The 24,809-nt window shown below is 61.8% G+C and carries 22 protein-coding genes; 11 read left to right on the top strand and 11 right to left on the bottom strand.

Annotation, left to right across the window (positions count from 1 at the left end; translation table 11 throughout):
- Window positions 1–13: 13 nt before the first annotated feature.
- Window positions 14–1,744, bottom strand: coding sequence for a S53 family peptidase (locus QMG46_RS16785; RefSeq protein ID WP_281848995.1), 1,731 nt, complete (start codon window positions 1,742–1,744; stop codon window positions 14–16).
- Between the two features lie 495 nt (window positions 1,745–2,239).
- Entirely contained in the window at window positions 2,240–2,977 is a 738-nt protein-coding gene (locus QMG46_RS16780; RefSeq protein ID WP_281848994.1) for an SDR family oxidoreductase, read from the bottom strand.
- A gap of 110 nt (window positions 2,978–3,087) precedes the next feature.
- Between QMG46_RS16780 and QMG46_RS16775 the strand changes: the two genes are divergently transcribed.
- Window positions 3,088–4,005 carry a LysR family transcriptional regulator gene (locus QMG46_RS16775; protein ID WP_281848993.1) on the top strand — a complete coding sequence of 306 codons (918 nt, stop codon included), beginning with the start codon at window positions 3,088–3,090 and terminating at the stop codon, window positions 4,003–4,005.
- Between the two features lie 202 nt (window positions 4,006–4,207).
- Here QMG46_RS16775 and QMG46_RS16770 read toward each other — a convergent pair whose 3' ends face one another.
- On the bottom strand, window positions 4,208–4,939 hold the full coding sequence (locus QMG46_RS16770) for a YdcF family protein (protein ID WP_281848992.1): 732 nt from the start codon (window positions 4,937–4,939) through the stop codon (window positions 4,208–4,210).
- A 173-nt stretch (window positions 4,940–5,112) separates the two neighbouring features.
- Between QMG46_RS16770 and QMG46_RS16765 the strand changes: the two genes are divergently transcribed.
- The 10 genes from QMG46_RS16765 to QMG46_RS16720 are packed head-to-tail and all read left to right on the top strand — an operon-like array spanning window position 5,113 to window position 16,485.
- Window positions 5,113–5,739 (top strand): XrtA/PEP-CTERM system exopolysaccharide export protein, encoded by a 627-nt coding sequence (locus tag QMG46_RS16765; RefSeq protein ID WP_281848991.1) that lies wholly within the window; start codon window positions 5,113–5,115, stop codon window positions 5,737–5,739.
- 40 nt (window positions 5,740–5,779) lie between these two features.
- Window positions 5,780–7,324 (top strand): XrtA system polysaccharide chain length determinant, encoded by a 1,545-nt coding sequence (locus QMG46_RS16760; RefSeq protein ID WP_281848990.1) that lies wholly within the window; start codon window positions 5,780–5,782, stop codon window positions 7,322–7,324.
- 2 nt (window positions 7,325–7,326) lie between these two features.
- Window positions 7,327–8,109, top strand: coding sequence for a CpsD/CapB family tyrosine-protein kinase (locus QMG46_RS16755; protein ID WP_281848989.1), 783 nt, complete (start codon window positions 7,327–7,329; stop codon window positions 8,107–8,109).
- Between the two features lie 60 nt (window positions 8,110–8,169).
- The gene (locus QMG46_RS16750) at window positions 8,170–9,492 is read left to right on the top strand and encodes a porin family protein (RefSeq protein ID WP_281848988.1); all 1,323 of its coding nucleotides are present in this window, start codon (window positions 8,170–8,172) and stop codon (window positions 9,490–9,492) included.
- Entirely contained in the window at window positions 9,489–10,259 is a 771-nt protein-coding gene (locus tag QMG46_RS16745) for an alpha/beta fold hydrolase (protein WP_281848987.1), read from the top strand. The genes QMG46_RS16750 and QMG46_RS16745 overlap by 4 nt, the downstream gene beginning before the upstream one ends.
- Window positions 10,256–11,092: an alpha/beta fold hydrolase gene (locus QMG46_RS16740; protein WP_281848986.1), complete on the top strand. Its 837-nt coding sequence runs from the start codon at window positions 10,256–10,258 to the stop codon at window positions 11,090–11,092. The genes QMG46_RS16745 and QMG46_RS16740 overlap by 4 nt, the downstream gene beginning before the upstream one ends.
- Window positions 11,089–12,090: a UDP-glucose 4-epimerase GalE gene (gene galE / locus QMG46_RS16735; RefSeq protein ID WP_281848985.1), complete on the top strand. Its 1,002-nt coding sequence runs from the start codon at window positions 11,089–11,091 to the stop codon at window positions 12,088–12,090. Before QMG46_RS16740 ends, galE begins: the two co-directional genes overlap by 4 nt.
- 14 nt (window positions 12,091–12,104) lie before the next feature.
- The gene (locus QMG46_RS16730; RefSeq protein ID WP_281848984.1) at window positions 12,105–13,775 is read left to right on the top strand and encodes a hypothetical protein; all 1,671 of its coding nucleotides are present in this window, start codon (window positions 12,105–12,107) and stop codon (window positions 13,773–13,775) included.
- Window positions 13,772–15,319 carry an oligosaccharide flippase family protein gene (locus tag QMG46_RS16725; protein WP_281848983.1) on the top strand — a complete coding sequence of 516 codons (1,548 nt, stop codon included), beginning with the start codon at window positions 13,772–13,774 and terminating at the stop codon, window positions 15,317–15,319. The genes QMG46_RS16730 and QMG46_RS16725 overlap by 4 nt, the downstream gene beginning before the upstream one ends.
- On the top strand, window positions 15,316–16,485 hold the full coding sequence (locus QMG46_RS16720) for a GNAT family N-acetyltransferase (protein ID WP_281848982.1): 1,170 nt from the start codon (window positions 15,316–15,318) through the stop codon (window positions 16,483–16,485). Before QMG46_RS16725 ends, QMG46_RS16720 begins: the two co-directional genes overlap by 4 nt.
- A gap of 132 nt (window positions 16,486–16,617) precedes the next feature.
- Here QMG46_RS16720 and QMG46_RS16715 read toward each other — a convergent pair whose 3' ends face one another.
- Genes QMG46_RS16715 through QMG46_RS16680 form a run of 8 tightly spaced genes read right to left on the bottom strand, consistent with a single transcriptional unit; the run spans window position 16,618 to window position 24,796 of the window.
- A complete protein-coding gene (locus tag QMG46_RS16715) occupies window positions 16,618–17,397 on the bottom strand; it encodes a polysaccharide deacetylase family protein (protein ID WP_281848981.1) in 780 nt (259 codons plus the stop codon).
- The gene (locus QMG46_RS16710) at window positions 17,394–18,182 is read right to left on the bottom strand and encodes a formyltransferase family protein (protein WP_281848980.1); all 789 of its coding nucleotides are present in this window, start codon (window positions 18,180–18,182) and stop codon (window positions 17,394–17,396) included. Before QMG46_RS16710 ends, QMG46_RS16715 begins: the two co-directional genes overlap by 4 nt.
- Window positions 18,175–19,347, bottom strand: a complete 1,173-nt coding sequence (locus QMG46_RS16705) for a hypothetical protein (RefSeq protein WP_281848979.1) — start codon at window positions 19,345–19,347, stop codon at window positions 18,175–18,177. The genes QMG46_RS16710 and QMG46_RS16705 overlap by 8 nt, the downstream gene beginning before the upstream one ends.
- Window positions 19,347–20,516 (bottom strand): glycosyltransferase family 4 protein, encoded by a 1,170-nt coding sequence (locus QMG46_RS16700; RefSeq protein WP_281848978.1) that lies wholly within the window; start codon window positions 20,514–20,516, stop codon window positions 19,347–19,349. Before QMG46_RS16700 ends, QMG46_RS16705 begins: the two co-directional genes overlap by 1 nt.
- Window positions 20,513–21,154: a polysaccharide deacetylase family protein gene (locus QMG46_RS16695; protein WP_281848977.1), complete on the bottom strand. Its 642-nt coding sequence runs from the start codon at window positions 21,152–21,154 to the stop codon at window positions 20,513–20,515. The genes QMG46_RS16700 and QMG46_RS16695 overlap by 4 nt, the downstream gene beginning before the upstream one ends.
- Complete coding sequence (locus QMG46_RS16690) at window positions 21,151–22,335, bottom strand: glycosyltransferase family 4 protein (RefSeq protein ID WP_281848976.1); 1,185 nt, start codon at window positions 22,333–22,335, stop codon at window positions 21,151–21,153. Before QMG46_RS16690 ends, QMG46_RS16695 begins: the two co-directional genes overlap by 4 nt.
- Complete coding sequence (gene pelF / locus QMG46_RS16685; RefSeq protein ID WP_281848975.1) at window positions 22,332–23,441, bottom strand: GT4 family glycosyltransferase PelF; 1,110 nt, start codon at window positions 23,439–23,441, stop codon at window positions 22,332–22,334. The genes QMG46_RS16690 and pelF overlap by 4 nt, the downstream gene beginning before the upstream one ends.
- On the bottom strand, window positions 23,438–24,796 hold the full coding sequence (locus QMG46_RS16680; protein ID WP_281848974.1) for a phenylacetate--CoA ligase family protein: 1,359 nt from the start codon (window positions 24,794–24,796) through the stop codon (window positions 23,438–23,440). Before QMG46_RS16680 ends, pelF begins: the two co-directional genes overlap by 4 nt.
- Between the last annotated feature and the right edge of the window lie 13 nt (window positions 24,797–24,809).

Genomic DNA, 24,809 nt, shown 5'->3' with positions numbered 1-24,809 from the left:
TGTTACGGATGTTTCAGGGCGTGACCAGGGCATTGATGAATGCCGGTCCGATCGGGCTGCCCCAACCGGTCACCAGATCGAACCCGGCGACGGCCTTGAAGCCCGTGCCGCTACCAGCGGCTGGCTTGTTGCTGCCACTGGTGATGTCATGGAACAGGCTGTGATAGCTGGAGCTCAGCGCCAGCTGGTAAAGCTTCGGATTGACGAAGCCGACCGTGCCATTGCCTGCGGCCACCGACTGCTGATTGGCCAGCGCAAGCAGGCCGGCCCAACGCGGGGCGGCGTAGCTGGTTCCGGCCACACCGGTTTCCACCGAACCCTGGCTGACGGTAACGTTGTCGAAGTCCGCTTCCAGCGAGATATCCGGATCGTTGCGCAGCGTGGTCGAGCCCTTGTTGGTCGAGGTGATCACGCCGGCCGTGCTCTGGTACGACGGAATCGAATAGCCGGCCGGCTTGTAGAAGCCGCCGCCGCTGGCACCGTAGAGCCCTTCGAAGGTGTCGCCCCAGCCGGTCTCCGAGACCCATGCGCCGCCCGCGCCGCTGGTGGTCAGCGAGGTGCCGCCGACATCCAGGATGTTCGGGTCCAGTGACGGTGGGTCGAACGTCTGTGCGTTGTAGGCACCGTCGTCACCGCTGGCATTGAGATAGGTCTGGCCCTGGGTGGCGAACTGCTTGTAGATCGGATCGTCCGCGCTGCCAAAGTCACCGCCGCCCCAGGAACTGGTGATCACCTTGGCGGTATTGTCGGTCGCCATCTGGTTGAGCACGTCGGTCGCGCTATCGCCTTCATAGAACAGCACCTGCTTGAGGCCCGGCGCCATGCCGACGACGTTGCCGATATCCAGCACCTGCTCGCCGTCGTCGCAGCGCGAATTGCAGGTGCCGCTGAAGCCGTTCACCAGAACATTCTTGACCGGTACGGTCGAGGGGGTTCCGGTCTGGCTGTAGAACAGCGTCAGGTCCGCGGCCTTGTAACCTTCGAAGGAGAACACCGCAACGACCTGGCCGGCGCCGTTCAACGAGCCGGAGCCGTAATAGGCCTTACGAATATCGGTAGGCGTGTAGTTGCCGGACGGGCCAGAGCCTTCAGCATGTGCCAGCGCCTTGATCTGCTGGCTGATCGTACCGCGACGCATATGGTTGTGCGGCAGGCTGACATTGGTCAGGCCGGTGATCTTCAGAAGTGGCACGCCCAGATCCACGGTTGGTTCGCGATCGGGTGCAAAGAAGTTCCGGTTCTCGGTCGGATGCCGATAATTGCTGAGCTTGATGTGCAATGCGCGGTTGATCGTATCGACCGGCGCTTCAACATCGACCAGGCGGCGATTCGATACCGTGCTGGTGACATTGAAACCATTCACCTTGGCCCAGCCGACGACGGCGTCATAATCGGCTTGAGTGGGTGCGAAACGCGCGGTGAATTCTTCCGAGGTCAGATAATGATGATAATTCGGGCTGCTCGGATCGTAGATCGACTGAATCAGGCTGTCGAGTTCGGCTTCATTGCGCAGCGGTAAATTCAGCGCGAGTTTCAATGACTGCGTGCTTGGCGCATCGCTTACGCGTGCTGCCAGACCGGTACTGACGGCATCGGGTACCTGCGTCCGCATGACGCGGTAAATGCCGGCATCGGCCGCCTGCGCGTTGAAGCCGCAAATAAATGCGCTGGCGAAAATAAAGGCGGGAACGATTGCGCCGACGCTGGATTTGCCGTTCGGCTTGCGAAAGGGGACGAACTTCATAAGCGTGTTTCTCCAGTAGGTGGGATTATCTATCTGACCTCTTATGGAAAACTCATCGTGCATCCTTGCGAAAATCGTGATGCCTGAAGTTGAATGGCATCGTTTGATATAGACGAGTCGCGATAGAAAATGCCCACCATCTAATGCTCATGTTTTTTTTGTCACCCGATAAATTGTGACGAGGCGATCATATTCGGCGTTTGAATCATCGATTGCGATATTCAAAAAAAGAAGTCGCAAGCTCTATGCAAGCTTGCGACTCTCGAGATATTGACGAACGCTTCACGCAAGTTCTTTCTGCGCTATCGATACGCCATATAAGGGAGCTCGAATAACCTCAGTTTTCCCTATCGTCATCCCGGCGTAGGCCGGGACCCAGTGGCTTCGGTTCTCTGTTTTCGCGAGCGTGTTCGGAGCTTTTCGCGGGAACCCCGTGATGCGCCACTGGGTTCCGGCCTACGCCGGAATGACGACCAGGTAGTTATTCGAAGTTCCCTATAGCTGGCTCATGCCGCCATCAACAATAATTTCAGTACCGACAATAAAGGCGGACTCGCTGGCCGATAGATGCAGGATCGTGCTGGCGAGTTCTTCAGCGGTGCCAAAGCGGCCGACCGGGATTTGCGCCTGAAGCTGCGCAGCAGTGGCTTCATCCATGCCCAGCTTGCTGTGCAGTGGCGTGCGGATCGGCCCTGGGCTGACCACATTGACGCGTATGCCGCGAGGAAGCAGCTCGGCCGACAAGGTCTTGGCCAGCGAAATCACCGCCGCCTTGCTTGCGGCATACACGGAAGAAGCCGGCATGCCGATATGCGCGTTGATGGAGCCGTTGATGACGATCGACGCGCCCTGGTTGAGGAGTGGCAGCAGCGCCTGGATCTGGAAATACGCGCCCTTGACGTTCACATCGAACGATTGGTCCCACAGCGATTCGTCGACATCGGCAAAGGCCGCAAACTTGGCTACGCCGGCGTTGATGAACACCGCATCGAGGGTTAGGCCTTTCGCGGTGAGTTCTTTTGCCAGCTGTCTGGCGGCGGGCAGGGAGGCGGCATCGTTGCCGATGGCTACCGAGGCGGCTCCCAGTTCAGCCTGGGCTTGTGCGAGGGATGTAGCGTCGCGTCCGGTAATGACAACGCGCGCGCCTTCGGCGGCATACGCCTTTGCGGCAGCCAGGCCGATGCCGCTGTTGCCGCCGGTGACGAGTACGGTCTTGCCTTCGAAACGATTCATGGTGATGGACTCCGTCGTGGTGGATGTGTCTGGAACTGGTGCTCATGTTGATCCATGGTGGCTGGTTTGCCGTACCATGCTTTCGACGTACTCGTTCGAAAGGTTCGAATATGTTGTCCGACGACGAATTAGCCTTGCTGGAAGCCATTCAGGCCAGTGGAAGCCTGACCCGTGCGGCCGCGCGACTGGGAAAAGCGCCCTCGACCGTTTCGCATGCGGCGCGGCAGCTGGAGGCGCGCTTCGACGCGTTGCTGTTCGATCGGCGGCGCTATCGCTTGCAACTGACCCCGGCCGGCCAATTGCTGGCGCAAGAGGCGGCACGCTTGTCGTTGGACGTATCCCGCCTGACCCGGCGCGTGAAACAGGTGGCGCATGGTTGGGAAGACCGCCTGTGGATCGTGACGGACGAGCTTCTCGAGTACGAAACCCTGTTGCCGGTGGTGCGTGCTTTCGATGCGCTGGAATCGGGCGTTGCCTTGCGCCTGACGCACGAAGTACTTAGCGGTACGTGGGAGGCGCTGCGCGACGGACGCGCCGATCTGGTAGTGGGTGCCACCAACGAGCCCCCATCGATGCCCAGACTGCGTTGGTTCGAGTTGGGTGTCGTCGAATGGGTGTTTGCCATATCGCCTCGTCATCCGCTGGCCAAGGTCAATGAGCCGCTGCAGCAGGAGCAGCTCACGCCGTACCGGGCGGTCGTTGTTGCCGATTCGTCGCGCGGTGTCGACGGCCGCGGTTATGGCGTACTCGGCGGTCAGGCTACCTTGGCCGTGCCGAGCATGCGCGCGAAGATCCTGTCGCAACGCGAGGCTTTGGGCGTGGGCTGGCTGCCGCGTCATCGCGTATCTGCGTTGCTCCGTAGCGGTGATCTTGTCGAAAAGCGTGTTGCCGAGGAGCGTGAACCCAATACGCTTTATGTGGCGTGGCATAGCGATCATGAGGGCAGGGCGTTGGCATGGTGGCTGGAGCAACTGCGCAATCCACGATTGGCCAAGCGATTGACGCAGGGGATCAGCGTGGAGCCTTAGCCTGTGCGATAGGAGAGGTTCCCGCGAGTACCCGGCCCCCTCACCCCAACCCTCTCCCCCAGCAAAGCCAGGGGAGAGGGGGCAGGTTACGCAAGTGCGAAACACTGAGATTCTCCTCAGTTAGCTCCCTCTCCCCTGGCTTTGCCGGGGGAGAGGGTTGGGGTGAGGGGGGAAGCTTTAAGCCCTCGGCGCCAGAATCAACTCAAACCCACCCACGCATCCTATAAACCCACATCCCAAGATACTCCCGCAGACATCGCGCACTCAGCGTCAGCGCAGCCCGCCGTGGCCACCACGAACTGGATGGCCCCTGATATTCGTCCGGCGCAGGCGCAGGAATCACCGCCACACCTTGTCGCGCGAAGCTCGCTTCAGCACGCGGCATATGAATACCCGACGTCACCAGCAGAACATTCCGCAATTTCCGTTGCTTCAGAATGGCGATCGAATAAAGCGCATTCTGATGTGTATTGCGGCTGGCACCCTCGACGATCAGCGCCGCGTCCGGCACGCCCGCCTGTTGCAATCGGTGCGCCATCTTCAATGCCTGGTCGGAACCTGACAAAAGCAAGGTTCCCGCACGCCCATCCTGAAAAAGCTGCAAACCAAAACCAAGCCGGGTCGCTTGCATGTCGGGATCGTCACTGTTCCAGTCCGGATCGTTGGACAACTTTCCGCCGCCCAGCACGACGATGGCATCGGCCTTCGGATAGCCCGATGCGTCGCGTTGTGCATACGGCCGCTCCAGTCCGCGTTGCAGCCAGGTGGCGAATGTCGGTGCGGAGCACAGCGCAAGCCACAGCACGCCCAATGCGAGCGCCGATGCGCCTGCGCCATAACGTCGCCGATAGATAAAAAAGATACCGATGACCAACAGGAGCGCCGTGTGTAGCGCGGGGTGGGTCAGGCGGCCGAGCTGTTGGACTAAACCCATGGGATCCGTGTCGCCGAAAAGGCGTTGCGGAGTTTCGCAAGGAGCATGCCATTGCCCTATCCGACCAACGGCATAGGCCGGCTAGCTGAGCTTTCTAGATCGTTTGCGATCGTTTTCGTCAAGAGCAACTAGTGTAGTGTGGTTCACAGTTTCAGACATTGGTGTGAGCCCAAATGAAGAATTTGCGCAGCCTTTTGATCGTAGGTCTGGCCGCCGTGTTGACCGCATGTGCCACGGGCGGAAGCACCAGTGCGCCACCGAAACCGGCAGGCGATGCGCAGGCGGTCAATACCTATTTGATCGGTGTCGACGATCAGTTGCAGATCACCGTGTGGCACAACCCGGATCTGAGCGTCAGCGTGCCGGTTCGCCCGGACGGCAAGATTACGGTGCCGCTGATCGGCGACGTCGTTGCCGGCGGCAAGACCACCGAAGAAGTCTCCGGTCAGATCAAGGACAAGCTGCAATCGTTCATACGTGACCCGCAGGTTGCCGTGATTCTTACTGCGCTACGCAGCCACGAATATCTATCGCGCGTGCGTGTGACCGGCGCCGTGCGCAGCCCGATTTCGATTCCGTACCGCCAGGGCATGACGGTACTCGATGCCGTATTGGCGGCCGGCGGTACGACGGAATTTGCCGCACCCGACCGCACCGAGCTGTATCGCAGGAGCAGTGATGGCGACAACACCACGTCATATGCGGTGCGCCTGGAAAAGATTCTGCAACAGGGTGACCTGGCCAATAACTATCCGGTGCAGCCCGGTGACGTGATCACGGTGCCGCAGCGAGCTTTCTGATGTCACGGAAGCGGTTTCAAAGGGATTCAAGGGGGATGTCATGAGCGCGGAATTAGTACCTTTCGGCGGGGCGTTGCCCGCCTTGATCAGCGAAGCGCGAAGGCGCCGTGTCGGACTGGCGCTGCTGTTTGCCGTTATCGCTCTGGTCGCGCTGGCCGCCGGCCTGTTGTGGCCGAAGAAATACGAGGCGTCCACCACCATTCTGGCGCAGGAAAGCAGCATCATCACGCCGTTGATGGAGGGGGCTGCATCGCCCACCGCCAACAAGAACCGCGCGGGCATCGCGCGTGACGTGATTTTCAGTCGCAAGGTGATGGGCGAAATACTGGCCATCGGCGGCTGGATGGCGACGAACCCTACGCCGGTCGAGCAGGACCGCCTTATCGAAGGCATCAAGTCGCGCACCATCGTGCAGACCTCGCGCGACAACCTGATCACCATCAGTTATTCCGACTCCGATCCCAAGCGGGCCTTTGACGTCACCCGGCAGTTGGCCCAGTTGTTCATCAGCGAAAGTCTGGCATCCAAGCAGCGCGAGAGTCGCGACGCTTATGAGTTCATCAACAGCCAGGTGGAAACCTATCGTAAAAAGCTTACCGACGCCGAAGACAAGCTGAAGATCTATCGCGACGCCAATGCAGACGCGCGGCCTGGCAGCGAGGCGGATACCAATACCCGGATCAGCCAGTTGCGCACGCAGATCGAAAGCACGCGCATGTACATGATGGAGAAGCAATCGCAGCAAGCAGCACTAGCTGCGCAATTGAACGGCGAATCCGAAGTCAATGCGGTGCAGACCACCGGTGGTCTTTATCAGACCCAGCTGGCCGGCCTGCAGAGTCAGCTCGACACCTTGCTACTGACATATACCGACGAATACCCGGACGTGATCCGCCTCCGGCATCAGATACAGGATCTGCGCCAGCAGCTGGCGCAGTCCGAACAGCTCAAGCAGAGCGCCGAGCGCTCCGGCACGCCGATGCCGTTGGACAACGCCGTGCAGATGAATCCGCTGTATCAGCAGCTGAAGATTCAGCTCGCTGGCGCGCGCGGCGACGCCGCCGGTGCGGCAGCGCGGATCGGCGCCAGCGAGTCGATGTTGCAGGCCGAGCTGGAACGCAGCAAGCGCATCGCCAATTCGGAAAACGTGACTGCCGAACTGACACGTGATTACAACGTCAATCGCGATGTCTACCAGGACTTGCTCAAGCGCCGCGAAAACGCTCGCGTGTCGATGAATCTGGACGCCGAGCAGCGTGGTCTCACCTTCCTGATCCAGAACCCGGCGGTGATGCCGCTGACCCCCTCGGGTCTGCGCTTCATGCACTTCAGCGTGGCAGGCCTTGCCATGTCGCTGGCGGTGCCTTTCGGCCTGCTGTTTGCGCTGGTTCGCTTCGATCCGCGTGTGCGTTCGGCCTGGCAGCTCGAACACACCACGGGCTTGCCTGTGCTGGCGTCGATTCCATTCTATCCGACACCGCGTGATCGCCGGCGCGAGCAGCTGAACAATTCGATGCTGCTGCTGATAGTCGTCGGGGTAGCCGCCATCTATCTGGCCCTGTTCTGGCTCCGGATGAAGGGGTAGATATGAAGAACGAAGACAGCGAGAAAATGTTCTCCCATCACATCAGCGATGTGCTGGAGGCCGCGGCCAGCAGCATCGAGACGCGCTCGTCGCATAGTCACTCGATCGCGCTGATGAGCGAGCAGGCCGGTGCGCTCGCTCCGCTGCAGCTTGAAGAGCGTCGCATGATCCATCGCGAAGAGTCGGCTCGCCGGCACTCCGATGCGTTTCGCGGCATTCGCACGCGTCTGCTTGAACTGGCGGGTCGGCAAAACTTCGTCACGCTGGTGGTTTCGGTCAGTCCGCATTGCGGTGGCAGCTTCGTTGCGCGCAATCTCGCCGCGGCCTTTGCGTTTGACGAAACCAAGACCAGCCTGCTGGTGGATTGCAATCTTCGCTATCCCAATCAGCACAAGGAGCTGGGCGTCCTGCCGGTCAATGGCGGCCTGATCGATCTGCTGGAGCATCAGGCGCGCGGCATCGAATCGATCATCTATCCCACCGGCATTCCGCGCCTGCGCCTGATTCCGTCGGGCAGGGCACGGGAAAACGGTGGCGAATATTTTTCTTCGTCGCGGATGCGCACAGCCATCGATTCGCTGCGCAGTCGCTACGCCGATCGCTATCTGTTTCTCGACGGGCCGGCCATCAAGGGCTCGCCCGATGCACGCATTCTGTCGGACCTGGCCGATTTCGTGGTGGTGGTCGCCGGTTACGGCCGCGATACACCGGCATCGATCAGCCAGGCCGTGGCCAATTTCGAGCCGGACAAGCTCGCCGGAGTGGTTTTCAATCAGCCGCCCTAGAGCGGTTTTCAACGCTGTCGATGCACAACTTCACGTCGCTAAAGCTACCGGGAAAGGATGATGCCGGCTTCCACTACGCTTGCTCGTGCTCTTTTGCTCGTGTTTGCCGCCGCCCCTGGCGCGGTATGGGCGGGCAAGTTCGACTATTCGCTGTATATGGGCATCGAACATAGCGACAACATCGCGCTGAGCACGACCGACCCGGTCAGCCAGAACGTACTCATTCCTGGGCTCAATTTTACCTATCAGCAGCAAGGCTCCACGTTTCAGGCGAATGTGCTCGGTACGCTCGAGTATCGCGATTATCCGGGGAGTCGCTTCGACAACCAGACCCAGACCCAGCTCGCGGGGCAGGCTAACTGGACGGTCTTGCCGCAGCGGCTGGACTTGTCCGTTGAAGACTATGCGGCCGTGCAGCCGGTGGATTCGCTGGCGAGCAATGCGCCCGACAACCAGCAGCAGACCAACGTGCTTTCGGTGGGTCCGACACTGCATCTGCAGTTCGGCGACGCCATGCGCGGCCAGGCCGAGCTTCGCTACATCAATAGCTATGCGTCGAAAGTCAGCGAGTTCAATTCATCGCGTGGTGTTGCCGCGTTTCGTTTGTTCCGCGATATCAGCCCCACCGACCAGTTGTCGGCCAACGTTGAAACGCAGCGGGTGAGTTTTGAGAACGGTGCCGATGCCGGCCCGAATTACACGCGCAATGAAGGCTTTCTGCGTTACACCAGCAAGTTGGCGAAATTCAACGCCGATATATTGATTGGTTGGTCGCAACTGAGCTTCGATCACGCGCCCAGCGATTCCAGTCCGATGGCGCGCGTGACGCTGGGCTGGCAGCCGACCTTGCGCACGGGATTCACGGTGTCCGGATCCTACGAATACGCGGATGCAGCACAGGACATGATGCTCACGCCGGGGCAGACCACGATTACCGACCTCGGTGGCGGCACCGTGACTGGGAGCGGCATCAGCACGGGTAGCGCCGTCATCGATTCGCAGGTGTATCTGCAGCGATTGCTGGAGGCGACGTATACGTTCAACACCGAGCGCTGGACGTTCTCGGTCGCACCTGTCTATCGGAAGCTGCATTACCTCAACGACCCGACGTTCGATCAGGTGGGGCGTGGCGGTAGCCTCAATGCAACCTATCGGTTGCGGCCCACCTTGCTGCTTTCGGCGTTCGCCGCCGGCGAGAAGCTCGAATACCAGACGCTCAATCGCACCGATCGAACCCTGCGTTTCGGTCTCGACTTGAACAGCCAGTGGACACCGCATTGGAGCTGGCACGCATCGGTGATCCGCCAGCGGCGAAACAGTAACGCGGTGGATCAGAGCTATCGCGAAACCGAGCTTTTTTTTGGCGTGGTGTACCGGCGATGATGATTACCAGTCCAGAAGTCGAGCTGCCCTTTTACTTCGGCGACGACGCGGCGCTGTTCGGACTCTTTCATGCCACCGGTGGGCCCGCGCGTCGCGCAGTGCTGCTGTGTCCGCCGTTGGGTCAGGATCATATCCGCTGCCATCGGCTGTATCGCCAGCTGGCCAATGCCTTGGCGGGCGAGGGTATTGCCGCGCTACGTTTCGACTACTACGGTACGGGCGATTCCGCTGGCGGGAGCGCGGATGTCGACTGGGATCGCTGTGTTGCGGATATCGCCACCGCTGCCGACGAATTGCGCAGGCGTAGCGGCGCCGACCGGGTGATTGCCTTTGGTGCGCGCCTGGGCGGCAGCATGGCCATCGCCGCGGCCCCCGCCGCTCGCTTCGCCGGCCTGGTGGCCTGGGATCCGGTGTTCGATGGCGGAAGCTACGTGTCGCGCCTTGATGCCATGCAGTCGGCGTTGCGGCAGGACCGACAACGATTCACACGTCCGCGTTCGGCATCGGATGTCGCCGAGCAATGGTTGGGATTTGCGACCAGTGAGCGCTTGCGCGGCCAGATTACCGAATTGCAGCTGGATACCTCGTCGGTGCCCACGCTGGTACTGGACTCGCTCGGCGAGCTGCCTGACAACGGCGTAACCAATATCTCGGTCAAGAGGCTGGAGCCGGCCGCGCCCTGGGACGATCTGAATCGTCTGGAGGTGGCGATCTTGTCGCATCCGCTCATTCAGACCGTGACCAGCCATGTGAGGGCCTCGGCATGACACGCGAGCAGGCCTTTCGTTTTGGGCGCGCCAGGCACCTGGTCGGTATCGCCGGGGTGCCTGACGAAGCGTCAGCTGCCGTCGGCGTGATCGTGCTCAATGCCGGCCTGGTTCATCGCATCGGTCCGTTCCGCCTGCACGTGGAAATGACCCGGCGTCTCAATGCCCAGGGCTATCCAACCCTGCGTTTTGATTTATCCACATTGGGCGACAGCGGCTCCAGCGGCGAGTCGCAGACGAAAGTGCAGCAGGTTTGCGCCGATGTTGACGATGCCATGACGCTGCTCGGGCAGCAGGCCGGTTGCAATCGTTTCGTTTTGATTGGTCTTTGTTCCGGCGCGCAGAACGCCCACAGCGTGGCCTGCAACGACAACAAGGTGGCCGGCGTGGTGTTTCTCGACGGTTATGCGTATCGCACCTTTGGCTATCGCGTGCGGCACTACGTCCCGCGCCTGTTCGATATGGAACGTTGGCGTCATGCGCTTACGCGTAGCCGCAACCAGCAGGTTGCTGCACCGCGCAGTCCGGAGCCGGTCTTCGCGGTAGCACCTTCGCCGCAGGCGGTCGTACGCACGGATCTGGCCGGCATGATCGAGCGCGGCATGCGGCTGTGTCTGATCTATAGCGGTGGCATCAGCAACTACTTCAATCACGCGCGCCAGTTTCGCGAATGCTTTGGCAGCGTCATGAGCCATCCCTACGTCAGTACCAGTTTTCTGCGGGAAAGCGACCACACCTATATCTTGACCGGCGATCGCCACCGCTTGCTCGACAACATCGAGCACTGGATAGCAGAGAACTTCCCTATCGTTAAAGCGGGTACACGAGCATGAACAAGGTTCTTGTTACCGGAGGCGCCGGCTATATAGGCAGCCATGTGGTGCAGCAGCTGGTTGCGCGTGGCGACCGTGTCGTCGTGATCGACAACCTGAGCACCGGTTTTCGCGAAGCGGTACGCGGTGCCGAGCTCGTCGTCGGCAACGTTGGCGATACCTCGCTGGTTTCCCGGGTGATTGCCGAGCATCAGGTCGACGCCGTCCTGCATTTCGCGGCGCACACCGTGGTGCCCGAATCGGTAAGCGATCCGCTCAAGTACTATGGCAACAACACCTGCAATACCCGTAATCTGTTGGCCTGCTGCGCCGAGGCCGGCGTGGGCAAGTTCATTTTTTCGTCCACGGCCGCGGTGTACGGCTTTACCTCCGATGGCGTTGCCGACGAAGACACGCCGACCCAGCCGATCAATCCATACGGCACCTCCAAGCTGATGTCCGAAACCATGTTGCGCGATCACTGCGCAACCGGCGCCATGCGGCATGTCATTCTGCGCTACTTCAATGTGGCTGGCTGCGACCCGCAGGGGCGCATCGGGCATTCCACGCCGCAGGCGACCTTGCTTATCAAGGTGGCCTGCGAGCACGCGGTCGGCAAGCGCGCAAGCCTATCGGTGTTCGGTACCGACTACGACACGCCCGATGGGACGGGGATCCGCGACTATATCCATGTCGACGACCTGGCCTCGGCGCATCTGCGCGCCCTCGATCATCTGCGCGACGGCGGCGACTCGCTGACGCTCAATTGCGGTTATGGACACGGCTACAGCGTGCGCGAGGTGATCGATGCCGTGGAGCGCGTCGGCGGGCAGCCGTTGAACGTGCTCGAGCTGCCGCGCCGTCCGGGGGACTTGCCCAAACTGATTGCCAGCAGCATGCGCCTCAAGCAGGTGCTGGGTTGGCAACCGCAATACGACGATCTGGACTTCATCGTGCGCACGGCGCTGATGTGGGAGTGGCAGCTCGCCCGTAAATCGCCATTGACGTCGGTGGCCTAGCCGATGGTTGTCGTATGCCAAGGATACTGATTCTGCTAGCCGGCATCGTCGCCATGACGATGGCTGCGGGTGCCTTTGCCAAGGGAAGCGCACCGAAGCCGGCGTCCTTGCCGCCAGGCGTGGTGCTTGAGCAAAGCATGGTGTTGCACAGAAACGCTGGGACGGATGCCGATGTCCAGGTGACGGTGGGCATTCCGTTTCCGCCAGGCATGCTGCGCGATGCGCGCCTTGTACGCATCCTCGACGACAAGGGCATGGAAGTGCCCGCGGCAGTCCAGGCGACACTGTTGTGGTATGCCAAGGACGGTAGCGTCCGTGCGGTGCGCGCCCAGTTTCGTGCGCACTTGGACGCCAAGCCGCCTACTTATTATTTTGCACTCGGTCAGCCGCGACAGCGTGATCTTGCCGCTTGGCCTTATGCAGATGGGCTGGTCGACAGCGGGCAAGGGTTGCGCGCCCCGGCGGTACTGGCAACGTTGACACCGAGCTGGCTATGCGCCTCGTTGCTGGCTGGCCCGCAACTGCCGGCCGCGTCCGACGAAGCGTATGCCGGCTACGTTGCCGCGCAGTTCCAATGGGCGAAGAAGCTACCGGCGAGCGACCCGACGGCCTGGCTGTTCGACCGTCCCTCGACGCTTTACAAGGCTTATATACGCACCGGTCGTTTCGACTATCTGCAGGCGGCCGATCTCAGCTATCGCTTCTACATGAAATACATCCGTCGCGATGGCTTGCCTATCAGCCCGCAATGCGCCGGCGGCTGGACCTATGGCGACAAGCCTTGCGACGTGAAATATGTCTACCTGGAACCGATCCTGCTTTCGCTGGCCCTGACCGGCGACGACAGTGAGCACGATGCGGCCACGGTCGACCACATGATGACGCTTTGGCAGAACGGCGGTTGGAACAATCGTGCCGGCCCTTATCGGCATGCTTCGGACTATTTCACCGAACGGCTGGCCGGGCTTGGCTTGCTGGAAACGGTCAGTGGCTACGAGCTGACCGGCGACAAGCGCTATCTGGAACGCATCAACGAGCGCGTCGGCTGGCTTTACGATCATCAGCACAACAATCCGGACCAGCTGGGCAACGACGGCTCGTGGCGCAACAGTTGGAACCTGCACGAGAACGATAGCTGGAATCCCGACACTGACGTGCGTGGCAGCTCGCCGTGGATGACGGAGAATATTATCGACGGACTGTGGCATGCATGGTTGGTGACCGACGATCCGCGCATCCCTGAAATGATTACCGGCTTCGGCCGGTATCTCGAACGTTATGGTTGGATCGCGCAGGAACGGTTGGTCCATCCGCATGATTGGCGCAATCCCTGTTCCGGTGCCGGAGGACAGATCGCCTGGTACTGGTCGTCCGCGCATGCGACCGACAAGGCCATCACCGGTATCCAGGAATCGGAAGGCTGGTACAGCGACGCGCATAACGTCGAGCTGGGATTGCCGATTGCCGCGGCCTATTACTTCGAGCGCGACCCGACGCAACGCGCCGCTCTGAAGCATCGTTTCGATGCCCTGGCCGCCTCCTACGACAAGACCTGCGCCGCTGCCGACGATACCTTGCGGCGCTTCAACTGGAACAACCGCGGCAGCGGTGTCGCGCAATGGCTGATCCGCCAGCCGCCAGGTAGTGGCGCTGCGCTCACGATAGCCCGGCGGGCTACGCCATGAATCGTCGTCTGGCCGTACTGCGTAGCGTGACCATCGTTTCGGTGTCGAGTTATATCGAATACGCGCTCGGCCTGGTCGTCAGCATCTGGATTGCACGAGCGTTGGGACCGGCCGACTTCGGCCGTTACGCGTTTACCGTATGGTTGTGCGGCTGGCTGATTACCTGCAGCAACCACGCCCTGACGACATCGTCGACCAAGTTTATCGCCGAAGCCGACGGCTCCGGCGCAACCTCTATTGCATCGCATATCGCCTATCGCCTGAGTCAGGTGCAGCATCTGAGCTCGCTGATCGTGATGGCGATCTTTCTGCTGGTCGTCTTTATCGTCAGGCCGGACGAGTGGGAGGGCTTCCTCTTGCCAGTGACCGGCCTGGTCGTCATCGCGACGGTGGCCAAGGCCAACTACGGCATGCTGGTGGCCATCGAGAAAGGCCAGGAACATTTTGAGCCCGAAGCGATAGCCGTGGTGGGTGCGGGAGCCATCGGTATCGTGCTGGTGATCGGGGCGACGCTGGCACATGCAGGGCTGTTGGCATTCATCGCACTGTTTGCGATTGCGTCGCTGCTGCTCAATCTGATCAACCGATTTGCCTATCGTCGTTACTGTCAGCCTTATGAAGCCGGTCCGATCCCCGTGGAGATGCGTGCGCGGTTGTCGCGGCATCTGCGACTGACGGCGATGCTGGTACTGCTGGGCTCCTTCAAGGCCGGTACTTTTGAGGTGTTCCTGCTCAATACGTTCAGCGGTTCCACGGCGGTAGGTTTCTTTGCTATCGCGGTGACACTGACGCGCGGCGCCGTGCAGCTTTTCTCGGTGGGACTGACCAGCACCTTGCTGCCTTACATGGCCAAATCGTTCGGCGAGCACGGCCACGACCGTACGGCGTATTTCCTGGCCGAGGCCACGCGTTTCTATTGGGCTGTCGGCTTGATCATCGCGGGGCTTGGCTTTGTGACGACACCTGAGATCGTCACCTTGATGTACGGCAACCGCTATGTCGATGCCATCCCGGCGATCGAGTCCTTCCTGGTCCTGGCTGGCTTGCTGCTTATAGGAAACGGGATCGGCGCCTTCCAGACCGTGGTGGACCGGCAAGCCGATCGCGTGCGCGTGACGGTCGTTTCGCTTGTCGCCAATGCCGTATTCGGGCTGTTGCTGGTGCCTCCGCTTGGCCTGCCGGGTGCCGTACTCGCTTATGCGGCAACGCGACTGACCGAGCTGGGCCTGGCGATTTATTACCTGCGCCGTGCCACCAGCCACGGTCTGCCGGTGGCGGCCATGGCAAAGTTGTTTGTGGTCGGAGCGGCGGCCACGGGGGCTGCCTGGCTGGTGACGGCATGGACACCGGGGCACTACGGATTCCTGCTCGGTAGCGTCGTGTTCGTCGCCATCTTCACGCCGGGCAGCGTGTGGGTAGGGTACTGGAGCAGTGACGACTTCCGCTTGATGGCCTCGATCGCCGCCCGGCTCGGTCCGCCAGGACGAATGGTGATGCGGGGCTTGAACAACCTGCAGCGGCCTCCTGCGAACTCTCTGCCATGACCACGCCTCAGGAAGCGCGCTTGTCCTGTACGGTGATCGGCACCACCGTGGCGTTGCATGCATCGCGCGACGAATTGGCGCGACTGGCCGAAACCACGGGCGCTGCCTCGGGCATCGTCCAGCACCCCGATTGGCTGGCGTTCGAGTTGGCGTGGCGTGGTTCGGAGGCGACCCTGCATCTGGTGGTTGCCAGCAACGGGCTGGGGCAGGTGATTGGTTACGCGCCCTTCCTGGTGGAGCAGCACCGCGCCCAACTGGCGCTGGGCAAGTATCGGGTTTCGATCTACCGCGGCCGGACATGGCGTTTGCTGGGTGCCGGCGTCGTGGCATTGCCCGACGATCGTTCACTGGTCGAGCGGATGATTGCCGACGTGTTGCAGCGGGATCGTTCGGTGCGTGTCATGCGGATCCAGGAAACGGAACTGCCTAATCGATTTGCTGCCGCGTTGTCGCAAGGTAAACGGACGTTCGCCACTGTCCAAGCCAATCTGCTCGATCAACTGAACTGGGTGATCCAACCGCAAGGCTCATCGGCGGCGTACCTGGCTACGCTCGGTTCGAAACGGCGCAATGATCTGACGCGGCGGCTGCGCAATGTGTACAAGAAGCTGGGCGATCAGGCTGAGTTGCGCCTGTTTGATCGTCCGGAGCAGATCGACGAATACGCGGCGCTGATGAACCAGGTCTATGCACGTAGCTGGCATGCATCCGCGCAGGCGATCGATTGGGAGCTGCCCGCGCGACGCAACCTGTTTCAGCATTTGTCCACAGGAGAGCAGGTTATCGGTCATATGTTGATGTTGGGTGAGCGTCCGATCGCTTATGTGCATGGTTATCGGTTGGGTGGGCGCTATTTGCTCGACGATACGGGATATGACGAAGAGTTCGCATCGCTGGGGGTGGGGGCGGCGCTGGTGTTTCAGGCGGTGCAGGATTTGCTTGATCGTTATCCTGGGGAAGTTATCGATTTTGGGTATGGCGATAATCAGTACAAGCGGGTGCTTGCTGATCGGCAAACCGCATGTGGGTCGCTGTATGTGGTTCGTGGGGTGTTGCCGCGGCTTTGTTTTGGGTTGATTGGGCCTGTGCGGTGGTTGTATCGGCGTGTACATAGGGCAATGCGTAGTGCAAAGCCCCCCTCACCCCAACCCTCTCCCCCGGCATAGCCAGGGGAGAGGGAGCTTGACCGAGGTGACCTCAGTGTTTCGCACTTGCGCTACTTGCTCCCTCTCCCCTGGCTATGCCGGGGGAGAGGGTTGGGGTGAGGGGGCAGCGATGCGCAGCGAGCCATCCCCACATCAACGCGCCCTCAACAAACTCCCACGCACTACACGATAAACCGGCCGAGCCCAGCGCTTCAGCGGCTTCTTCGCATTCCACGCCAACCATTGCAGTTGCCGGGCGCCTTGCTTGCCCAGGGCAAGCGCGACTGCCAGCGATGCCGGTGAGTCCTGCCAAAGCGCGTATCGGCCCAATACGGTGCAGCCATCCACTTGCCATGTGCTTGTGGAGGGTTCGGAGGTAAACAGGTAACGGATGCCAGCGGCGGCTGCCGCTCTTGCCACATCGGTCGAATAAAATCCGCCCGGTACCGAACCGACGGTGACCGGTTCGCCCAGCAAGTGGCTCAGGCGATCAGTACTCAAGCGCCACTCCGAGGCAAGAACGGTGGGCGACAGCCTGGACATCTCTGCCGGATGCGTATGCGAATGGGTGCCTACGACATGACCGGCCGCGCGTAGCGCGAGTATGTCGCTGTAGGTGACAAAGCCGGGTGTGCCGATGTGCGCCGTGGTGATGAAAAAATGCCCGATCATGCCGTGCTCGGCCAGCACGGTAGCTACCGCGGCGGCACTGGCGCCGCCGTCGTCGAAAGTGAGCAGACAGCGAACGGCGCCGGGTATCGGCTCGGTCAGGACCGAGTCGAACGACAGGCCCGATTGTGCAAGCGCGGCGAGGTGGCGGGCGAACGCGGTGACATCGAGCTTGTAGTGTGCGGCAGCCGGGCCGGGAAACCCGCTCGCATCGCTCGCCCCAGGGACGACGACATCGTGATACATCAGCGTGGCGCAGCTCATGAGGTCTGGACTCGCATGGCGTCGCGTTGCCAGCGTAGATAACGCGTCAGCCAGGGTTGCCCCCACGCGGCGCTGGCGCGGTTGCTGGTATCCAGCGGTTTCGCGGTGCCGGCCTCGATGTCCTTGAGTCGCGTGGCGATGGCGTCGAGGTTTTCCATCACGACGCGGTACTGGATCACCACATGCGATTCCTGGCGCTCGTCGAACGAGTAGCGGTAATAGCCATAGACGGGCCCGGTATCGACGCCGGCATCGACCTTGAGCAGGGTCATGCCGACCCGGTCGAGATCGCGTTGCGCCAGCGCCCAGAAGCAACCATGCGCGTTGCGATATTCGGGGCATATCCCTGGGTGCAGCACAAAGCAGCCCAGTCGTGGCAGTTTGATCAGCTTCTTCTTGATCAGTTGCTTGCAGCGGGCAAGGACGAAGTCGGGCTTGGCCTTGCGCAGGAAGGCCATCACGTCGGCATCGTTGACGTCGCTGGCAACGATGACGGGAACCTGCGGTGGCGAGCCGTAGCGATTGTGCATGGCCGTCAAGGCCCACTGCATCCAGTGGCGGTCGCGGGTAGCAAGCGCCAAGCGCTGATAGAGCCGCATGGCCACGACGTCAAGGAACCGCATCCAGCCGACCCGCCGGATTTCGCGGCGCACGCGGGCGCGTTTCTGCGCCGAGGTTTCCTGCAGTACGACGACGCCGGCCAGCTGAGAAAACGACGCCAGCCATGCGGCAAGGCCTTCGCGGTCGAAATCGTCGCCGGCATGGCAGATCAGCACGCTACGCATAGGCCATCCCCTTTGACGGTACCGGCAGCTCGAAATCCCGCCAGGCGTTGGGGTTGCCGTCTTTACCGGCTTCGGCGGCCTTGATGATGTTGTACATCTCGCGCGAAGTGACGTAATGCAGGACGTGATTTAAACCGTCGTTGTACGCCCGCTCCAGGTGATCGTGCATGGTGTGCGCCGCGGCGCCGAGCAGGGTGTCCATATCCCGCTCCTGCGTGCCATGCGTGTGCACCTTGATAAAGATCCACTCCGGCCGTCCTTCGACATGGATGCCTGTGCGCACCCACGCATCCACGCGAGCCGGCGTGGGCGGGCAGGCCCGCCGCACATCGGCATTCTCGATACGGGGAATCAAGCCGAACCGGCGTTCGCGCCAGTTCAGTCCGAGCGGGCCCTGCACGATCATCAGGTCGCCCGATGGTTTGCCGCCGACGCGAACCGGCACGCCGGTATTGTGCGATTTCGGTCGCAGCGGGTCGTCGGTGGCGTAGTAGATCGAATTGATGGTACGCGTCTGCGTGTCGCTGGGCGCCGAGGGCAGGGTGAAGTCGGCATAGCAGCCCAGCTCGCGCAGCAGGATCAGCTCATTGTTGATGCCGCACCAGCGCCCGTCTGCGCGTGAGTTGTCCAGGCACCAGTTGCCGTGGATAAAGCCGAAGCGCAGCTGTCCGGTTACCGGGTCGCGCGGCAGGGCACCGTGACGCTCGTGCAGCAGCTCGTTGAAACGCGAAATGGTTTCGCGAAAGTTTTCCGCCGTATCGTTGTCGTGGTGCAGGTGGATCTCAAGCTCGCCATAACCGTCGGCGCAGAGCGCGGCTACCTTGTCCAGATGTTCCTCGAGATATTCCTCTTCCGGATAGAAGAACGTGTGTTGAGGATGGCGGCCGTCGGCATCGCGATGAGCGGAGGCCAGCGACCGGTAGTCCCGGCACCAGCGGTCGACGCGTGCGCGCTGGGTTTCCAGGTCGACCTTGCCCCAGGCCGGTTCGAAGTGGTCGACGAAGCAGAACATCACATGGACCGGCCCTTTGGCCGGAGCCGGCCGGCGTCGGCGCAGATAGCTGCCTAGCCAGATCTGCATGTTTCGCGCACGAATCGCCCAGGCCAACAGGCCGATCACGAGTACGACAAACGCGATAACCAGCGCGATCAGTATCGTCCACATCAGCGTGACTCCGTGGCCGGCAGCAGCCCAAGCAGCTGCTCGGCGTTGTTGCGCCATTGGCGTTCGCGCACAATGTAGTCGCGTGCCGCGGCGCCGACGCGACGGCGTTCTTCTTCCTGCGTGGCCAGGTCGAGTACGCGCTGCACGCAGGTGGCCGTTTCGCCTTGCGGGAACAGCCAGCCGGTATGGCCGTCGCCGATGACCTCGGCCACCGGCGCGTAATCGGGTGCCACGACGGCCACACCCATGCCCATGAACTCGAACAGTTTCATGGGTGAGCCGTAGCGGTTCGAATTGGGCAGCACAGCGTAATCCATGCAGGCGATCCAACTGGCGATCTCGTCATGGGCGACGCGGCCGGGCAACAGCACGCGATCGGCTAGCCCGCGTTCGGCGACCAGCGTGCGTACGGCGGGCAGGGTGCGCCCGTCGCCGACGAAGACCAGGGCCAGTTGCGGTACTTCGGCAAGACGCGCGGCGATCGCTTCCACAAACGCATCGACGCCATGCCAGTGTGCGAACACACCGATATGGCCACAGACGATGCGTCCGGTCAGCCCGCGTTCGGCACGCAGGCCGGCATGGTCGAAACGCGACGGATCGAAGCGGGCCAGGTCGACCGCATTGGGCGAAATCACCGCAGGGGCTATGTCGCCATACGCCGTTTCGGCCTGTTCGCGGAAGTAGCTGGAAATGAACACAAGGCCCGTGCATTGACGCATGCACCAACCTTCGATGCGGCGTGCCAGCGCTTTCAGTCGTAACGGGCGCACGCGCTCGACCAGGGCCGAGTCGTTGATTTCCAGGATGATGGGAATGCGCCGCCACCGCGCGAGCCATACCGTCGCAAACAGGAATAGCGAGTAACGCTCGTAAATAAGCTGCGGACGCAGGCGACGGATTGCTGCACTCATTCGCAGCAAGGTAACCAGGTTGTAACCGATCTCCAGGAATTCGAACAGGACGCCCGGCAGGCCGGCGACCATCGCGGCAAGCAGCCCGCGACGGGTCGCGCTTGTGGCGATGGCTGGCTCGTGCTCGGGGTCGGCGCCCGGGAACGAGATCACCGTTACGTCGTGTTTCAGTTCACGCAGCGCGTGCACCACGCCACGGATATGCACTCCCTCGACATGCCTGCCGCGCGTGCGGTGGTGATAAATGATATTCATCCTGCCTCCCCCGGCAGTACGTCGAACAGATAGCCATCGATCAGCCACTCGGGCAGCATGACACTCAACGCCGCTCGGGCTCGATCGCTGTCGTCATGCATCAGGACGATATCGCCGGCGCGCGGCGGCGAGTTGCGCAACTGCGCAATCAGGGCGTCGGTCGGGCGTTCCTGATAGTCGAGGCTGTCGTACGACCAATAGGCAAAGCTGCGACGCTCCCTGGCGAAATGCCACAGCAGGTCGGCTCCGACGTAGCCGTGCGGTGGGCGCATAAGATGATGCTTGCGCCTATCGAACGCCTGAAGCAAGGCATCGGTGCTGTGGATCTCACGAAGCTTCTTGGCGGTCGTCATGTTCTTGAACGACCAATGGCTGTAAGAGTGATTGCCGACCAGATGACCCTCATCGACGATGCGCCGAACCAGGCGCGGATGACGCTCGATCTTTTCGCCAACGAGAAAGAAGCTGGCACGCACGCCATGCTTGGCAAGCAGATCCAGCAACGGCGGGGTGTAATCCGGATCGGGGCCGTCATCGAAGGTCAGATAGCGGGTGCTTCCCTGGCGAGCGCCGTGCGTCATGACCAGCGAATCGGGCAGCAACCCGAGCAGTTGTTGTTTTCTCGGCCGCATATTCATACCCGGGCCTCCCATGCCGCGGTGCCATGTACGACGACTTCCTGCAGCACACGTTCCAGCCGGTCTACATTGTCTTCCCAGCGAAAGCCGCCCGCGTGCAGCGCAATCTTGCGTGGATCCCAGTGCCGTCCGCTCGCTTCGATCAATGCTGCGGACAGCGCTGCAGGATCGTGTGGCGGGACAAGAATGCCGGCGTAGTCGGGAACGACCTCGGGAATGCCCCCCACGCGTGTCGCCACCACCGGCGTACCGCAGGCCATGGCCTCGAGCACGACGTTCGGTACACCTTCGTTGTGGCTGGGCAGACACAACAGATCCGCCGCGCGAAACCAGTCGCCCAATGCGTCGTGGGCCGCCGCGCCGGCAAGTTCGACCTGCGCCTGGCAGCCCAGCGCAACGATGCGTGCGCGTAGTGCATCACGGTCGGGGCCATTGCCCACATAGATCAGCCGGGCTGCCGGATGCAGGGCAAGCACCGCCGGAAAGGCTTCGAGCAGATCGAGGCAGCCCTTGCTTGCCTTGAGATTGCCGACATAGAGCAATAGCGGTGTCGTTGTGGCGAGCCCCAGCCGGGCTCGCGCTTCACTGCGCAAGCCCGGTGCAAACAATGCCTGGTTGACGCCGTTGTAGAGCACATGCACCCGGGATGGATCCGCGCCAAGCGCAATGGCCTTGTCCGCCAGCGCCTGGCTGACCGACACGACCGCATCGGCGTGATGCAGTGCGTAGCGAATCTGCGGACGGCGTAACGCGTATTGGGCCTGCACATTCAGGTCGCTGCCATGCACTTTCAGCACGCACGGAATGCCCAGACGACGGGCCAGCCAGCTCACCGCCGCGCCGTCGGGATAGGCCCAGCTCACCAGCATGCAATCGTAGTGTGCTGCGCGCAGCCGGCGGCCGCGTTGCCAGAGCAGGCAAAGCAGCCAGAACAAGGCATGCAGGAAGCGTCCGATGCCCGGCGGATAGACGAAGGTGAAGTAATCGGTGCGGACATTCGGCACGTGCACCGCAGCCGGCGCGCGCCGCAGTCGTTCACGGAAATCCACCGCGACCAGTACGTCGACCTCATGGCGCTGCCCGAGTCGCTCGAATTGCTGGCGATTGAATGCGCCGCGCAAGGGATCCCACGGCGTCGGGAACAGGTTGGTGAGTACCAGGATCTTCATCGCGTCGCTCATGCGGGCGAGCCTAGATAGAGCCGGGCATAGCTGCCGGCCATGGCGTCCAATGAACCGTGTTGTTCGACCCAACTGCGCGCCGACTTGCCCAGGGCACGTGCTTCGAATGGATTGCGCAACAGCGAAAGCATGGTGTCGGCCAGCACGATCGGGTCGCCCGCGGGTACCAGTCGTCCGGTCTTGCCGTCGCGAATGATTTCTCTATTGCCGCCGACGTCGGTGGCGACGATCGGCAACGCGGCGGCGCCTGCTTCGAGCAGGGCCAGCGAATAGCCTTCGCTCACGGACGAGAGCACGAACAGATCCAGGCCCTGCAGCAGCTCGTGCACGTCATTGCGATCGCCGAGGAAATGCACGCGATCGGTGACGCCTTCTTCGGCGGCCCTGACTTCAAGGTCCTTGCGAAGTTCGCCTTCGCCGACCAGCAACAACGCGGTGTCCGGGAGCTGGTCATTGACGCGGCGGAAGGAGCGGATAAGGCCGGCCTGGTCCTTGGCCCAGTTGAGGCGCCCCACGTTACCGATCAGCTGTGTCTGCTCGGGCAGGCCGAGTCGGTCCTGCAGGCGTCGGCGCATGGTGTTCGATGCCGCCTGGAAGCTGCCGACCTGGATTCCGTTCGGGACGACGCGCGTCTTGGCCATCGGTACGATGCCGCGCCGGATCGCATCGTCACGTGCCGCTTCGCAGACTGCCACGACTGTGTCGGTACTCGCCAAGGCGCGGCGATAGAGCCATTCGCGTCGGGCCGCGCGTTGGTTGCTGCCCATGCCGTGCCGGGTATTGATGACCTGCCGCGTGCCCAGCCCATAGGCCGCCCATACCGCCTGGTAATGCGCTACCGCGTTGTGCGTGTGAAGCACTTCGGTAGCGTGGTTACGTATCAGCTGCCGCGCACGCGCCAACGCGCGCAGATCCAGTCCTTGTCGTTTATCGCAAGCCGTGACTGGAATGCCCAGGTCATGAAGCTCATGGGCCTGTGAGCCGCGTTCGTAGAGGCAGACGACCTGGCAGCGATGGCCTTGCCGATGTTGCAGCTTGACCAGTTCGAGCACCATGCGCTCCAGGCCGCCACGGTCGAGATTCTCGACGAAGTGTGTGATGTTCATGGCGCCAGCTCGGACACGGTCACGCGCAACTTGCCGCTACGCGTCAACGGAATGTCGTCGGTAAAGTGGCATTGCAGCTGGACGCTATCGCCCAGAACCTTGCCGACTTCGCGTCGGATATAGGCAAGCGAGTTCTCGTCGAAGCCATCGCCGCGCACGATGGTAAGGTCGAGCCGGTCCAGCTCGCGCTGCACCAGTTGAAAGCGAGCCAGTCCAGGCACGTCCTTGAGCATGTGCGGGAAGAATTCACCCGGCAAGGCATGGCCGGCCGGTGTGCGAATAGTGTCGAGTACGCGGCCGTCGACGCGCGCCAGCATCGGCAAGCCGCGGCCGCAGGCGCATTGTTCGTCCGACGCGGTGGCCATGTCGCCATTGAGGTAGCGCACGAACGGCATGCCGTAGTTGAAGAGATCGGTAATGATCACTTCGCCGGCCTGCGACTCCGCGTGGGTGTCGCCGGACTTGCGCAACTCGACCACCAGATGATCGGCATTGATGTGGAGCCCGCGGTGTTGCTCGCACTCGGCGGCGACAAGCATGAATTCGCGGCAGCCATACGTGTTGTACGCGGGGCAGCCGAAGGCCTGCTCGATGATCGTGCGTTGAAAATCGTGCAGCGCTTCGGCACCGCCGATGATGGCCTGGGGTTGCCAGGGTTTGCGCCCGTTGGCGATCAGCCATTGCGAGAGACGCAGCAAGGGGCCGACGTAGGCAACGATGATTTCGGGTCGATACTGATCGATCGCGTCCGCGTACTGCGCCATATTGGCATCGGTCATGTGGAAGGTATTCAGCACACGCCGCGCGAACAGCGCGTTGTACATGCGGTCCTTCAGCTGATGCGCGCGAGTGGGCTCCCCCACGGATCCGCCCCACAGATACAACGTACGGCGGCCCATGCGCGAGCCGGCCCAGTCGTAGCCGCGCCACATCACCGCAACGCGCCGGTCGTTGCTTTCGCGCGTATAGCCGAATCGCAGCGGTTCGCCGGTCGAGCCGCCCGTGGCCTTGTAGAGAAGCTTGTCGCGCAGGGACTCGGCTTTCAGGTCGTCGAAATGGTCGCGAATATCGGCCTTGGTCAGCACCGGCAGACGCGCATAGTCGGCAAGGTTGTGGATATCGGCCGGTGCGATGTCCAGTGCCCTCCAGCGCTTGCGGTAATACGGCACCTCGTTGTAGCAATGTTCGAGCAGGCGCTTGAGACGTTGCCATTGCAGGGCCGCGATCCGTTCCGGGCTCAGCCATTGATCGTGCTGATAGTCGTCGAGATAGGCCAGCGTACGTCGCCCGCGCAAGCCACTTTCGTAGGCCGGGTAAAGCGCTTTGCGGAACGTCGTTTCGTACCAGCCACTCATGGCATCGGTCTCC

The organism is Dyella sp. GSA-30 (assembly GCF_027924605.1).
Classification (GTDB): Bacteria; Pseudomonadota; Gammaproteobacteria; order Xanthomonadales; family Rhodanobacteraceae; genus GSA-30.
Note: the sequence above shows the minus strand (reverse complement) of the source record. Positions and strands in the feature narration are given on the sequence as shown.

What these genes read in the sequence shown, in the direction of transcription:
- QMG46_RS16785 (WP_281848995.1), bottom strand. Translation starts at nt 1,744, where the DNA reads ATGAAGTTCGTCCCCTTTCGCAAGCCGAACGGCAAATCCAGCGTCGGC.
- QMG46_RS16780 (WP_281848994.1), bottom strand. Translation starts at nt 2,977, where the DNA reads ATGAATCGTTTCGAAGGCAAGACCGTACTCGTCACCGGCGGCAACAGC.
- QMG46_RS16775 (WP_281848993.1), top strand. Translation starts at nt 3,088, where the DNA reads ATGTTGTCCGACGACGAATTAGCCTTGCTGGAAGCCATTCAGGCCAGT.
- QMG46_RS16770 (WP_281848992.1), bottom strand. Translation starts at nt 4,939, where the DNA reads ATGGGTTTAGTCCAACAGCTCGGCCGCCTGACCCACCCCGCGCTACAC.
- QMG46_RS16765 (WP_281848991.1), top strand. Translation starts at nt 5,113, where the DNA reads ATGAAGAATTTGCGCAGCCTTTTGATCGTAGGTCTGGCCGCCGTGTTG.
- QMG46_RS16760 (WP_281848990.1), top strand. Translation starts at nt 5,780, where the DNA reads ATGAGCGCGGAATTAGTACCTTTCGGCGGGGCGTTGCCCGCCTTGATC.
- QMG46_RS16755 (WP_281848989.1), top strand. Translation starts at nt 7,327, where the DNA reads ATGAAGAACGAAGACAGCGAGAAAATGTTCTCCCATCACATCAGCGAT.
- QMG46_RS16750 (WP_281848988.1), top strand. Translation starts at nt 8,170, where the DNA reads ATGCCGGCTTCCACTACGCTTGCTCGTGCTCTTTTGCTCGTGTTTGCC.
- QMG46_RS16745 (WP_281848987.1), top strand. Translation starts at nt 9,489, where the DNA reads ATGATGATTACCAGTCCAGAAGTCGAGCTGCCCTTTTACTTCGGCGAC.
- QMG46_RS16740 (WP_281848986.1), top strand. Translation starts at nt 10,256, where the DNA reads ATGACACGCGAGCAGGCCTTTCGTTTTGGGCGCGCCAGGCACCTGGTC.
- galE (WP_281848985.1), top strand. Translation starts at nt 11,089, where the DNA reads ATGAACAAGGTTCTTGTTACCGGAGGCGCCGGCTATATAGGCAGCCAT.
- QMG46_RS16730 (WP_281848984.1), top strand. Translation starts at nt 12,105, where the DNA reads ATGCCAAGGATACTGATTCTGCTAGCCGGCATCGTCGCCATGACGATG.
- QMG46_RS16725 (WP_281848983.1), top strand. Translation starts at nt 13,772, where the DNA reads ATGAATCGTCGTCTGGCCGTACTGCGTAGCGTGACCATCGTTTCGGTG.
- QMG46_RS16720 (WP_281848982.1), top strand. Translation starts at nt 15,316, where the DNA reads ATGACCACGCCTCAGGAAGCGCGCTTGTCCTGTACGGTGATCGGCACC.
- QMG46_RS16715 (WP_281848981.1), bottom strand. Translation starts at nt 17,397, where the DNA reads ATGAGCTGCGCCACGCTGATGTATCACGATGTCGTCGTCCCTGGGGCG.
- QMG46_RS16710 (WP_281848980.1), bottom strand. Translation starts at nt 18,182, where the DNA reads ATGCGTAGCGTGCTGATCTGCCATGCCGGCGACGATTTCGACCGCGAA.
- QMG46_RS16705 (WP_281848979.1), bottom strand. Translation starts at nt 19,347, where the DNA reads ATGTGGACGATACTGATCGCGCTGGTTATCGCGTTTGTCGTACTCGTG.
- QMG46_RS16700 (WP_281848978.1), bottom strand. Translation starts at nt 20,516, where the DNA reads ATGAATATCATTTATCACCACCGCACGCGCGGCAGGCATGTCGAGGGA.
- QMG46_RS16695 (WP_281848977.1), bottom strand. Translation starts at nt 21,154, where the DNA reads ATGAATATGCGGCCGAGAAAACAACAACTGCTCGGGTTGCTGCCCGAT.
- QMG46_RS16690 (WP_281848976.1), bottom strand. Translation starts at nt 22,335, where the DNA reads ATGAGCGACGCGATGAAGATCCTGGTACTCACCAACCTGTTCCCGACG.
- pelF (WP_281848975.1), bottom strand. Translation starts at nt 23,441, where the DNA reads ATGAACATCACACACTTCGTCGAGAATCTCGACCGTGGCGGCCTGGAG.
- QMG46_RS16680 (WP_281848974.1), bottom strand. Translation starts at nt 24,796, where the DNA reads ATGAGTGGCTGGTACGAAACGACGTTCCGCAAAGCGCTTTACCCGGCC.